The organism is Dechloromonas aromatica RCB (genome assembly GCF_000012425.1).
Genome location: NC_007298.1, coordinates 860,610 through 872,500 on the forward strand (window position 1 = coordinate 860,610; position 11,891 = coordinate 872,500).

General features: G+C 52.5%; 13 protein-coding genes, 3 tRNA genes and 1 rRNA gene. 7 read left to right on the forward strand and 10 right to left on the reverse strand.

Annotated features, from left to right (window positions below):
• Positions 1-22 precede the first annotated feature (22 nt).
• From DARO_RS04105 to DARO_RS04120, 3 genes are all read right to left on the reverse strand, one after another.
• On the reverse strand, positions 23-253 hold the full coding sequence (locus DARO_RS04105) for a helix-turn-helix domain-containing protein (protein ID WP_049758486.1): 231 nt from the start codon (positions 251-253) through the stop codon (positions 23-25).
• 198 nt (positions 254-451) lie between these two features.
• Complete coding sequence (locus tag DARO_RS04115) at positions 452-946, reverse strand: hypothetical protein (protein ID WP_011286557.1); 495 nt, start codon at positions 944-946, stop codon at positions 452-454.
• 55 nt (positions 947-1,001) lie between these two features.
• Complete coding sequence (locus tag DARO_RS04120) at positions 1,002-1,328, reverse strand: hypothetical protein (RefSeq protein WP_011286558.1); 327 nt, start codon at positions 1,326-1,328, stop codon at positions 1,002-1,004.
• Positions 1,329-1,570: 242 nt separating this feature from the next.
• Between DARO_RS04120 and DARO_RS04125 the strand changes: the two genes are divergently transcribed.
• Positions 1,571-2,104 carry a DUF1353 domain-containing protein gene (locus DARO_RS04125; RefSeq protein ID WP_497463024.1) on the forward strand — a complete coding sequence of 178 codons (534 nt, stop codon included), beginning with the start codon at positions 1,571-1,573 and terminating at the stop codon, positions 2,102-2,104.
• Here DARO_RS04125 and DARO_RS22135 read toward each other — a convergent pair.
• From DARO_RS22135 to DARO_RS04165, 6 genes are all read right to left on the reverse strand, one after another.
• Complete coding sequence (locus tag DARO_RS22135) at positions 2,073-2,423, reverse strand: KilA-N domain-containing protein (protein WP_083761477.1); 351 nt, start codon at positions 2,421-2,423, stop codon at positions 2,073-2,075. The two genes, DARO_RS04125 and DARO_RS22135, sit on opposite strands and share 32 nt — an antisense overlap.
• 965 nt (positions 2,424-3,388) lie before the next feature.
• Positions 3,389-3,724: a BRO family protein gene (locus tag DARO_RS04140; RefSeq protein WP_011286562.1), complete on the reverse strand. Its 336-nt coding sequence runs from the start codon at positions 3,722-3,724 to the stop codon at positions 3,389-3,391.
• A gap of 22 nt (positions 3,725-3,746) precedes the next feature.
• The gene (locus DARO_RS04145; RefSeq protein WP_198134099.1) at positions 3,747-4,160 is read right to left on the reverse strand and encodes a hypothetical protein; all 414 of its coding nucleotides are present in this window, start codon (positions 4,158-4,160) and stop codon (positions 3,747-3,749) included.
• A 97-nt stretch (positions 4,161-4,257) separates the two neighbouring features.
• Complete coding sequence (locus DARO_RS04150; RefSeq protein WP_049758492.1) at positions 4,258-4,683, reverse strand: hypothetical protein; 426 nt, start codon at positions 4,681-4,683, stop codon at positions 4,258-4,260.
• 890 nt (positions 4,684-5,573) lie between these two features.
• Positions 5,574-6,275 (reverse strand): hypothetical protein, encoded by a 702-nt coding sequence (locus DARO_RS04160; protein WP_011286566.1) that lies wholly within the window; start codon positions 6,273-6,275, stop codon positions 5,574-5,576.
• Between the two features lie 127 nt (positions 6,276-6,402).
• Entirely contained in the window at positions 6,403-7,092 is a 690-nt protein-coding gene (locus DARO_RS04165; protein WP_011286567.1) for a recombinase family protein, read from the reverse strand.
• Positions 7,093-7,241: 149 nt separating this feature from the next.
• Between DARO_RS04165 and DARO_RS04170 the strand changes: the two genes are divergently transcribed.
• A complete protein-coding gene (locus DARO_RS04170; RefSeq protein ID WP_011286568.1) occupies positions 7,242-7,796 on the forward strand; it encodes a hypothetical protein in 555 nt (184 codons plus the stop codon).
• A gap of 238 nt (positions 7,797-8,034) precedes the next feature.
• Here the strand turns inward: DARO_RS04170 and DARO_RS04175 are convergent, their stop codons facing one another.
• The gene (locus DARO_RS04175; RefSeq protein ID WP_011286569.1) at positions 8,035-8,835 is read right to left on the reverse strand and encodes an IclR family transcriptional regulator; all 801 of its coding nucleotides are present in this window, start codon (positions 8,833-8,835) and stop codon (positions 8,035-8,037) included.
• Between the two features lie 94 nt (positions 8,836-8,929).
• Here DARO_RS04175 and DARO_RS04180 point away from each other — a divergent pair, with 94 nt between their 5' ends.
• From DARO_RS04180 to DARO_RS04200, 5 genes are all read left to right on the forward strand, one after another.
• A complete protein-coding gene (locus DARO_RS04180; RefSeq protein WP_011286570.1) occupies positions 8,930-9,550 on the forward strand; it encodes a nucleotide-binding protein in 621 nt (206 codons plus the stop codon).
• A gap of 67 nt (positions 9,551-9,617) precedes the next feature.
• Positions 9,618-9,693 (forward strand) — tRNA-Met (locus tag DARO_RS04185).
• Between the two features lie 309 nt (positions 9,694-10,002).
• Positions 10,003-11,540, forward strand: a 16S ribosomal RNA gene (locus DARO_RS04190).
• A 59-nt stretch (positions 11,541-11,599) separates the two neighbouring features.
• Positions 11,600-11,676: transfer RNA gene (locus tag DARO_RS04195), tRNA-Ile, on the forward strand.
• A gap of 11 nt (positions 11,677-11,687) precedes the next feature.
• A tRNA-Ala gene (locus DARO_RS04200) sits at positions 11,688-11,763 on the forward strand.
• The last annotated feature ends 128 nt before the right edge of the window (positions 11,764-11,891 follow it).

Below are 11,891 nucleotides of genomic sequence, written 5' to 3' on the forward strand. Positions count from 1 at the left end.
AGGGCCTCTTGCTGGCTCTCGGTTAGCACGGCTGGGCCTCTGCTGGGGTATCTGTCGGGATGCCTAGCTTGGTTCGCTTGGGTGCCTCAGCGCGTAGCCAAGACGTGATGTCACTCATAAAGTAACGAACGCGGCGATGCCCCATACGGTAGTACTTGGGCCCGACCTCAGCACAGCGCCAGCCTTCCAGCGTCTTCTCAGACACCTTTAGATACTCGGCGGCTTCCTTCGGGGTAAGGAGGTTTGAACTCATGGGAGTTCCTTTCAGGGTGGTGGTTGATCCCTCCAGGAGGAACCTGGAAGGAGCATCAGCGAGGGCGCTATATGCAATAGGTGGGTTTAACCCCTACCAATCCCTTGGAAGCCCCGTGCTGTATGGCATTGAGGGAACCTGTGGCGCCAATGAAAAAGGCCCCGGTTGGGAGCCTCTGGAGGTGTTCGGCGGGGGCGTTTAGGCTGGCTGTTGATATGCCGGGTATTGCTCTGACATGAATTTATGCAGGTCGATACCCAAATATTTTGCTAGGCCGTAGCCGGTTACTTCTGCGTAGTAGTGGGCTTCTTCGTCTTCGTCCGGGGAGTCGTAGTATCCCCAAATGCAGTTATCCGCCTCCATCGCCTTACGCAACTCAAGGGAAGATTCGGTAGGTCCTGTGTGAATTGCCATCAATTCGCCATGACTAACTGCGTGACTCCGAACGGTTCGCATACATACCGTATTGTCTGGCATTACTGCCGCTCTCATCATGTCGGCAATCCACGGTGAATCGACAGGGGCACGATAAGGCACGCGGCGAACCTGGGAGGATTCGAAGGCATCCAAGGCCATCTTGGCCTCAAGGAGCGGCTCAGATAGGCGCATCTTGCAATGCTGGAGAAGCAGCGATTCGGCCTCGGTCTTGAGTTCGTTGATGATTACGGCTTTAGCGTTTGTAGATTGTTCCATGTGAAGCTCCTTCGAGAAATGATTGGTTGTGAGTCGGATGTGCAAGAGGTGGGTTTTACCGGCCACTAACTCCTCCAAAGTTGCTCCCTGGGATTTCTGAATAGACCCTTGCGGCAGCGCGAGAGCCCGTCAGGAGGTTCCAGGTGCGGCCCATGAAGTACCCGCCACGCTGCTCCTCTGATTCCTTCCAGGTTTCGGCCCACTTCCCATTCTTGGGGCGGTAGCTGTCCTTCTGGATTAGCAAGTCAAAGCGATTGCGCCATTCGATGCCTTGGTATTCCCGGCGCAGATAGACCTCCAGGGGGCCTATGCGGAGATTTTCTTCGCAGTTACCAACAGCAAGGGTGAAGCGTGCGGTACGAAATGAAATGGATAGCGCCATGGTGAAGCTCCTTGTGAGTGAATCGAAGAAGCCCGAAATTTATTCCATGGGGGTGGGTCTTGCGCAAGCCCCTGTGTGCTATGATTTTCCTGTTGAATCAATCAGATATACCTGATACCGGGTATCGTGTGGATACACAATCGTATTGTGTATTGCCTGCCGGAGACCTCTGGAGGGACAAAATGGTGCGCGTCCGCCTTACGTTGATACTTCTTCTCCTCGCGCTGTGTGGATGTACTTCCATGAGCTACAGCGATACAAATAAAGGCGTCTTTACAGGGCGCATGTTTGTTGAATGGGTGGAGGGGGTTGGGTTTATCTTCAGGCCAGACGAGGAGTCCCCGCTTACATTTACACCGGATGATGGTAACGGGAAGCCTATTCGCCCTGGAGTGATGTACACAGATGGGGGCTCAATCCCTAGATTCCTTTGGGGGCTGCATGGATTTTCACCGTGGGAATACGCTAAGGCCTACATCATCCATGACTGGTTGTTCGAGGCGCAGCACTGCGGTTACAAACCGGATAACAGCTATTCGTTTAGCGACTCCCACAGGCTTATGGGTCAAACCCTAAAGACCTTGATGGAAACCGTCCCAAAATTGAAAAGTGAGCTTGTCTTTGACGCTGTAACAGATGCTGTTTCTACTCCTATTGCCCGGTATCTCTGGGTACGGGGTGGTTGCAATAGCCCCTTGCAGCGGAAGGAGGGAGGCGTTGCGATATTAGGCTTCGAAAGCGTACCTAAGGGTAGGGTGGTGCTGACGATTGAATAGAGTACGTGGGGCGCCAAGTTGGTGCCTCTACATTCTTCATCAGGTCACACCACACCGCGAAGCGGACATCCAGCCATTGAGCCAGCCGAATGCCTAGCTTGGGGTGCAGGAAGGTGGAGCCATTGCGCCCCCTTGTTGATTGCTTCTGGATATTGAGGGGAATCACCATCATTTTCTCCAGAGCTTCCATGTAGTCCTGAGTGGAGCCCAGCTTCAGGAACTCCCGGATGTCCTTACCAAATGCTTTGGCTGCTTTGGTTGCGTTGATATAGCCATCCTCGCGGAACACGATGGGCAGCCCGTTGAAGTCCTTGGTGATGTTAGAGTCTCAAATTCGATCAATTAGGACATTTGAATTATGAGATGGGAGCTTTTAGCGGTGGCTGCTGCGGTTGTCTTCTTGGGGCTGAGCGGTAGATATGACCTGGCCGTGTCAGATAATGGTGCTTTTCGGGTGGATAGGCTTACGGGCGAAGTTGAGCAATGCTTCAGAGCCCCAGAAGGTGGCGCAGTGGAAATCAAGTGCGTAATCCAGGCGCCTAGAAAGCTCTAAGAACTATGATTGCAAATCCGTGGCAGGTCCAAATCCAAGGATGGGCGTCCGACCTAGAGTATTGTGCTCGTCACCTTGCACAAACCGCATGGAGAGTCATAAGGGATGAGAGGGGGCCCGGCTTCCTTTTTGAATCGGATGCTTTTGCAGATTGCAGCCAATCAGTACAGGTATTGGACGTTGCAAATGAAGAGCTAGCAGTTCTCTCTGGCGTACTAAAAATGACCAGAGACTCACCTGAGCCTCTGCGAGCATCAGGTGTTTATAGGAAAAATTCATCCGGAGGACGGGATGTCTTCCTTCACATCCATGAATCTGTACATGCGCATGTATCGGATGAGGTTACGGTTACGACTAGGGATGCCAATGGAGTTGTGATTTCAAAACCAGCCCCTCCACCTCGGGTGGTCATGGTGTCCCAACTTGCTATGAGAAATCCGGCAGTGGCAAAAGCTATGAGACTCCTCGCAAGTCCTGACCACAAATCATGGGTGGGAATGTATCGAATCCACGAAGTGATAGAGGCTGATGTGGGGGGGGAGCATAGTCTTAAGAAATTAGAATGGGGCTCCGCTAAGGATATGAAACGATTCAAGCACTCAGCTAACTCAGTGAGTGTTGCCGGTGATTCTGCGCGTCACGGAAAGGAACATGAGCGGCCCCCCGAAAACCCGATGTCCCTGCACGAGGCATCTGCCTATCTGAACTATGTGCTGCATTCTTGGCTCACTTCAAAAGGGATATAGATTCTCTACCAGACTCGGATGCCCAGTAACGAAGGAGCCTGTCTTGCGGATGCTCGGGAGGACTTCCTTGGTCACCCAATCTTGGAATGCCTTGGCCTGCGGCTTGTCGCTCCGCATGATGAGCTTGTAGAGGCCACTTTCGGACACCAGAATCACCTTCTGACCAGAGGTAGCAATCTGTTTGCTAGCCTTTTCGTCATCGTGGAGGGGTTTAACAAGGCGACTCGGCGCATACACATTGTTGGATTTGTCCCAGCCTAGTTCAAGGGCTTCGCAAATATCCCTAGCGACGAACCACGGCTGGTCATCAATCGTTACCACCCGGATGCTGGAGGTGTTTAGGCTATCCCTCGCTGTCGCTTATTGGTGCGGATAAGCGTTGCTTTCTTTTGAAGCGCCTAATGTAGAAGGCCATTACAAGCACCGCGAAAACAGGTACGCCATAGAGTTTTACAGCAAACCAAGCCGTAACCGAATCCCCTGTAATAGGGGTTAGGATCAGGCGGGCAATAAATGCGAATGCAATATAGAGGCCTCCCCACTTCCCAAGGAACTTGAAAATTAGATTCCGCTTCTCTTTATAGTCGCCCTCGGAATCTAATATTTTTCTAAGGATTCCCAAGAAAATGGCCAGAAGATACAGCCCGATATTGGCACTTATCAGAGTTATTACAAATAAGCCCTCACGGTCAGTGGTGTTAGCGCTTGCCGTGGCATAAACCCCGAATGCAAAAGACCCAATAAATACTGCTGCCATGAGCAGAAAGAAGGGACGCGACATTACGAACCACGCGATTATTGTCGCAACGACGATAACAAATATAAATAGCAAGATAGGCTCCTGAAACCACAGTCTAGGACATTGGTGCCCTGAATGGTTTCCTTTCAGGCTTCTTAAGGTCTTGCTCTGCCTTCTCTATCTGGAGGTCAAGGAGCCTATCTTGCTTGGGTTGCACCTCCATCTGCCAATGCCAGAAGCCATACGCCATGAGGCAGAGGGCAACACTGATTACAGCAGAGAGGATATTGTTGAATAGGTTTCGGTCCTCTACAGCTACCGCTACTCGCTTCTCCATCATCTCCTTACGCTTGGTATCCACGCTTGTTGGCTTCTCCTTTGTGGCAACCTCTTCAACTGCTATGGCAGCCTCAAATATCAGCTCGTTGGTGGTCTTGTGGAGGTAAAGAAACGCAGCCATAGAGGCTATGAGAAGGACGAACCCAAATAGGGCGTAGAACTTATAGATGTTGTCAGTGGGCAGGGGGATTCTGCTTTCCATCACTCGCCCCCGTTACGTTTGGTCTTCCGGTAATCCCAAGGGGGCACCGGGTTGGGGGGCAGGCCATAGGGAAGCCATGAGGAGTGGTGTGGCAATGTGATACATAAATTCGGATGGTTCTAATAATTGTAAGCCAGTAGCATACGCGCTCCCTGGATCAATTCGCTACTGAGAGACTAAGCGTGAAACTTTATAGGTACCTAGACTCCCCGTTCGGCACCGAGCTAATGCGTGAAGGCAAAATTCGGCTAGGAACATTTGCTAAGTATCAAAAACTAGAAACCGAGGAAGGTGACTTGGTGCGGGGGGATAGTGAGGATGGAAGTAAACACATTTTCATTTCAGAGTACAGGTCTGATGGTGGGCCTGTGCCCGAAGCCCTACATGCATTATTCGGGAAAACAATGGGGGCGGGCGCTGTATTGAAGGACTGTATTGTGTCAATGCAAAGTGGAAACATGCTAGTGCTGTGTATGAGTGACATTTTGTCTACCGAAATAGCGCAATCCTTTTACGGCACGGCGGAGTGCATTCAAATAGATCAGCCCGATTTGTTTTTTCACCGGATCACTCGAGAGCTAAAAAGAAAGCTTGGTGGGGCGGTGGAGTTCCTTGGCGTATTTCCGTGTGAATATGTGGATTCTAGGCAGTTTCAACACACAGACCCAAGGGCAGCGACAGCAGCTCCTTACCTGCTAAAGCCGCATAGGTATGCCAGCCAGAGGGAGCACAGAGCGATTTGGCAGTGTCAGCAGTTGCTCTCAGATATGGGGCATATTGACCTCGTGTGTCCAAAACTTCGAAGTCTTTGTTCTCTAGTAGATTTCCGCGTGCACGCCGGATGTGGATGGTCGTATAAGTTGCTTGTTTAGGCGGTGCGGCTACAAGGGTTATATAGTCCGCGATATAAGAGCCCATTGCCCGGCAACAGCCTTGGCTATCTCTGGTGCTAGTGCCGATACAAGAATCCCTATAGCCACCCAAAAGGCACCAAACACAAGCGTTGCATAGTTACCCACGATTGCCTCATGGAGGTCCTTCTGGATTTCCTTGTGGGCTTCCTCGCGCTTCTTTGATTCCTCTTTGATCTGCTCCTTTAGCTTGGTTTTGGTATCGGTGATTTGCCGGAGGGCCTGTGACAATTCCTCATCTACCTTCGATAGGTTGTACTCCAAGGTTTCTATCCTGGACTCCAAAGGGGAGCCATCTGGGGGTTGAGGCCTGCGGGATGTTGCCCTGCCGCCAAAGCAAACATTGTCTGTTGTTGCGCAAACTCCGCCTAATGCATGTCCATGTCCGAATATGAGGCGTTTCGCCCACTCGATAGTGTTGGCTAGTAGGCTGGTCTTTCCGAACTTGCGCGCCGACTCCGTTAGGTCGTGCCATACGGTATAGGCCCCGATGAGCTGAAGGACCATCCCCCACAGCCTTATTCGGAAATCTGAAGGGTTGCTATCTGTGACCGGGGCTGGCCAGTACCAAATGGCCGTCACTGTCCCTGCGGCTAGTAGAAGGCTGTACCAAAGAAGGGGATTTTCCTTGGCTATGCGGAATCGGCCTTGGATGATGCTGAGTGAAGAGGAAAGCCCCATGATATGCCCTGTAGATTATCTGAGGGCATTCTATACGGGTCCCCGGTTGAGGCTCTGAAGAGGTCCGCAAAAATAGGGGAGGGGAGATAGAGACTAAATAATAATGGTTCGTATTACGGAAAAACAATCAGGGAGCTAGGGCGAGTCTCCCTAGTAGATTCCCCACCGAAGTCTTATGCCAGGAGCCACCTCTAGGTGTCCTATACCCGCCCCCATTCAGAGCCTCTGCCAGAGCCCCTAGCGATGTCTTACCCTGGGCCTGTAGATGCTCGATAACAGGCCTCATTTGCTTGGCGTAATCCTCTGCCTTAGCCTTCACAGCCTCAACACCCGCAGCATTACCCTTGCCAGCCTTCAGCAGCGCAGCAGCCCCGTTAGGGTTACCCAGCTTGGTGCCTCTGGCCTTGGCAGCCTGTAGAGCCTCCGTGGTGCGCCTGGAGATGGCTTCTCGTTCCTCCTGGGCAACTAGGGCCATGATGCCTACTGTCAGGTTGTTAGCCTCTGGCATGTCAGCAGCTACGAACTTAACCCCTGAGTCTCTCAGTGTCAGGAGGAAGGCAGCATTACGGGAGAGGCGGTCTAGCTTGGCAATGACCAGGATAGAGCCTGTTACCTGGGCATGATGTAGAGCCTTCAGTAGCTCGGGGCGCTCATTGTTCTTGCCTGACTCCACCTCTGTGAAGGAGGCTACCAGGGAGGCCCCTATGCGGTTCCTGTAGGCTTCAATAGATGCCTGCTGGGCCTCTAGGCCTAGACCACTGGAGCCTTGCTTGGAGGTACTTACGCGGTGGTAGGAGACTAGCTTAGTGGTGGTCATGGAGGACTCCCTGGAGGTGGGTATAGAATTGACTAACGGACGTTAGGTGGATTTATACCATGCAATGAGAGCTGTGAACAGTGCCCACTGAACTGCTGGTTAATCTGGATGCATAATTGATCCATCAAACCTTCTGTGGATGCCTACAAATGACCGACGAGATGAAGCTGGAGTACTCCAAGCTGGCACTGGATGGGGTTAAGTTTCTAATCGGTACTGCTCTCATCGGCTTGCTTGGTCACTTCGCCTCAAGCGCAATAAAGGAGCGGGAAGTGGCGCTTAAGGAGCGCGAGAGTGAGCGTCTGGAGATGGAGCTTTACGGTAAGTATGTTGAGCATGCCCTGGCTGAGAACGTGGGGACCAGGGAGAGGTTTGCTCGCTACTTCTATAAGGTCACCAGGACGGCAGAGCTTAAGCGTGGCTGGGAAGAGTACCTGAATGATGTTGTTCAGGAGAAGGAGAAAGAGGAGCGAAGGAAAGCGGAGTTGGTTGCTCAGGAAAAGGAGCTTGCGCGATTGGTTGCAAGTGATAAAGCGAAGGCCGATGAGTTGAAACAAGTTAGGCAGCAACTCAAAGAGGTTATGGGGCGGCTGGAGGTGCGCAAGGATGCATTTGCTCCTGCTGCGACCGTGACAGGGTATGGGTCGGCGCAGGGCGGAGTTGCTACGGGTGCGCTGTCGGTGTCTGGTGGTTCTGCTAATTAAGCGGGGAGCTTCACCATATATATAGACGCGTTGCCCGAGAAGGGGCGGGGACCCCTACGGGGGGTAACTTCCGGGGGCCAAAGAAGGATGGACCCCTCGGAAATTTTCGGCAATTATTAGGCTGGCTGTGTGGTACGCTTGTGGTACTTTCATCAACCAGCCATGCCTCAGGTCACGAGTTGGCGCGTGTTTCAGGCTGTTCTGTATAGTTCCCTATGCCGTTCGGGGGCACCAGTAGTTATTCGGCCATGCTGCCGTAGCCTAGGCGGTGTGACAGGCTTATCGAAGCTGCCAGCATCGCCTTGGCTACAGGGCTTTCCCATTCCACATCGAATTCCCCCATTGATCCGAGCGAGGTAATCGCAGCGACCATGCTTCCTGTGTGATCGTACACAGGGGCGCTAAAGCCGTTGATGCCAGGTGTTAGGCTTCCGGTGGCGCGCGCAATGCCGTGGGAGCGAATTTCAGTCAGGTTTTTTTCCAGTTGTCGGCGAATGGTCGTGACGGCTGTTTTGCTGGATTCTGATATTTCTTTCAGTTCGTCATCCAGCATTTTCTTGAGAAAGGGTGAGCGATAAAAGGTGGCAAACGCTCGTCCAGTGGCTGAGTTACACAGTGGCAGCGTTGTTCCTGGGCGTAAGGTGATAGTGATGGGGCCGCCGGGGTCAACAATTCGCACAATGGTTGCGCCATGGGTCCCCCAAACTGCAAGTGCGACGGTCTCGTGAATTTCTTCACATAGGGCTTCAAGGATAGGGCCGGATAAGCGGACTGGATCTAGTCGCCCTAACCCTGATAAGCCAAGCTCCAATGCGTAGGCGCCTAGGTCGTAGCGACCGCTGCTGGCGTCCTGTTCAACAATGCCGATACGCAGAAAGCTCACCATGTAACGATGAGCTTTGGCTGCGGGCATTCCTGCTCCCTTGGCGATATCACGCAGCATCATCGGACGATTGGTGGCTGCCAGTACGCGTAACAGGCGAAACCCTACCTCGACAGACTGAATTCCCTGGCGATCGCTCGCAACTTTAGTGGCCATGGTTATCTTGTTGGGTGAAAAAACCACATTCTATGCATCTATGACACCTTTGCGGTGGCGAATATAATGCCGCTGCAAATATATAGGGGGTTCTATGCGAGCGGTACTGGTTGCAAATCCGAAAGGTGGGGCTGGCAAGACGACGCTGGCCACGAATCTATCTGGTTATTTTGCGAATCAAGGCAAGAAAACTACGCTGTGCGATCTTGATCGGCAGCAATCATCGCTGCGCTGGATGGCCTTTCGCGACCCGGCCTTGCCGGCAATTACCGGATACTTTGCAGGAAACCAGATTAGCCTGAATTTGCCGCGGGAGGCAGACTGGGTGGTCGTTGATGCGCCGGCGGGTCTGCAGGGGTATAAGCTCTCTGATTATCTGCGTACGGTTGATAAAGTATTGGTGCCTCTCGTGCCTTCGGTATTTGATATGGCAGCAACCGAAGATTTTTTGAACTCCATCCGTAGCGAAGTTCGTGGCGTACGAGCGAAAGTCGGGATCGTCGCTATGCGCGTCGATCCGCGAACCCGGGCGGCTGGCATGCTTGAAGAGTTTCTGAAGCACTTCGATATTCCTATTGTTGCTTATCTTCGTAATACCCAGAATTACGTTAATGTCGCTGCTGCGGGTGGAACCGTATTCGATCCGCCACGAGCGAAGCATCGCCGCGAGATGGAGCAATGGTCTTCGCTCATAGAATGGGTTGAGAAAAAATAACCCCATTCTTTTCAGATTGTGCTTGACGCGATCGGTCGGTATCTGGATAATGCGCCCCTCTCACTGACGCGGGGTGGAGCAGTTGGCAGCTCGTCGGGCTCATAACCCGAAGGTCGCAGGTTCAAGTCCTGCCCCCGCAACCAGTAAATAAAGCTGACAAGGCTGAGTTTTTCTGGAGTAAGAAAAACCAAGTGCTTCAGTAAATTTTGCTGAAGTGCTTGACGGGAGAAGGGGTTTGCTTCATAATCTCGCCTCTCTGCTGCTGACGGATTTAACGAAACGGCGCGGCGACTGATCTTTAACAAATTGGACAACCGATAAGTGTGGGTGTCTTGATGCAGCAACTACGGTTGCAAAAATGTATTAAGGCAAACGCACTGAAGTAAGGATGGAGAGATCCATTCAGGTAGAGCAATCTACCGTCAGTGAATATGCGAGTTATTTGTTGGATTAAACTGAAGAGTTTGATCCTGGCTCAGATTGAACGCTGGCGGCATGCCTTACACATGCAAGTCGAACGGCAGCACGGGAGCAATCCTGGTGGCGAGTGGCGAACGGGTGAGTAATATATCGGAACGTACCTTTCAGTGGGGGATAACGTAGCGAAAGTTACGCTAATACCGCATATTCTGTGAGCAGGAAAGCAGGGGATCGCAAGACCTTGCGCTGATTGAGCGGCCGATATCAGATTAGCTAGTTGGTGAGGTAAAGGCTCACCAAGGCGACGATCTGTAGCGGGTCTGAGAGGATGATCCGCCACACTGGAACTGAGACACGGTCCAGACTCCTACGGGAGGCAGCAGTGGGGAATTTTGGACAATGGGGGCAACCCTGATCCAGCCATGCCGCGTGAGTGAAGAAGGCCTTCGGGTTGTAAAGCTCTTTCAGCCGGGAAGAAAACGCATGGGTTAATACCCTGTGTGGATGACGGTACCGGAATAAGAAGCACCGGCTAACTACGTGCCAGCAGCCGCGGTAATACGTAGGGTGCGAGCGTTAATCGGAATTACTGGGCGTAAAGCGTGCGCAGGCGGTTTGTTAAGATAGGCGTGAAATCCCCGGGCTCAACCTGGGAACTGCGTTTATGACTGGCAGGCTAGAGTATGGCAGAGGGGGGTGGAATTCCACGTGTAGCAGTGAAATGCGTAGAGATGTGGAGGAACACCGATGGCGAAGGCAGCCCCCTGGGCCAATACTGACGCTCATGCACGAAAGCGTGGGTAGCAAACAGGATTAGATACCCTGGTAGTCCACGCCCTAAACGATGTCAACTAGGTGTTGGGAGGGTAAAACCTTTTAGTACCGGAGCTAACGCGTGAAGTTGACCGCCTGGGGAGTACGGCCGCAAGGTTAAAACTCAAAGGAATTGACGGGGACCCGCACAAGCGGTGGATGATGTGGATTAATTCGATGCAACGCGAAAAACCTTACCTACCCTTGACATGTCCGGAAGCCCTTAGAGATTTGGGTGTGCTCGAAAGAGAGCCGGAACACAGGTGCTGCATGGCTGTCGTCAGCTCGTGTCGTGAGATGTTGGGTTAAGTCCCGCAACGAGCGCAACCCTTGTCGTTAATTGCCATCATTTAGTTGGGCACTTTAACGAGACTGCCGGTGACAAACCGGAGGAAGGTGGGGATGACGTCAAGTCCTCATGGCCCTTATGGGTAGGGCTTCACACGTCATACAATGGTCGGTACAAAGGGTTGCCAACCCGCGAGGGGGAGCTAATCCCAGAAAGCCGATCGTAGTCCGGATCGTAGGCTGCAACTCGCCTGCGTGAAGTCGGAATCGCTAGTAATCGTGGATCAGCATGTCACGGTGAATACGTTCCCGGGTCTTGTACACACCGCCCGTCACACCATGGGAGCGGGTTCCGCCAGAAGTAGGTAGCCTAACCGCAAGGGGGGCGCTTACCACGGCGGGGTTCGTGACTGGGGTGAAGTCGTAACAAGGTAGCCGTAGGGGAACCTGCGGCTGGATCACCTCCTTTCTAGAGAAGCATCCTGGCACCCACAACTTATCGGTTGTTCATGAGTAGCAAACAGACGAGGGTCTGTAGCTCAGTCGGTTAGAGCACCGTCTTGATAAGGCGGGGGTCGTTGGTTCGATTCCAACCAGACCCACCACGTCGCCAAACGGGGGATTAGCTCAGCTGGGAGAGCACCTGCTTTGCAAGCAGGGGGTCAACGGTTCGATCCCGTTATCCTCCACCAAAACCCAAAGATAAGCAGTGGTGTTTATCTTTGGCTTTTGAGCAATCAATTGCTACGCTCTTTAACAAAATGGAAGAAGGTTGTGTTGCAGCGCTGATGAGGCGTTGGCAACACGTTGTGATTGCATC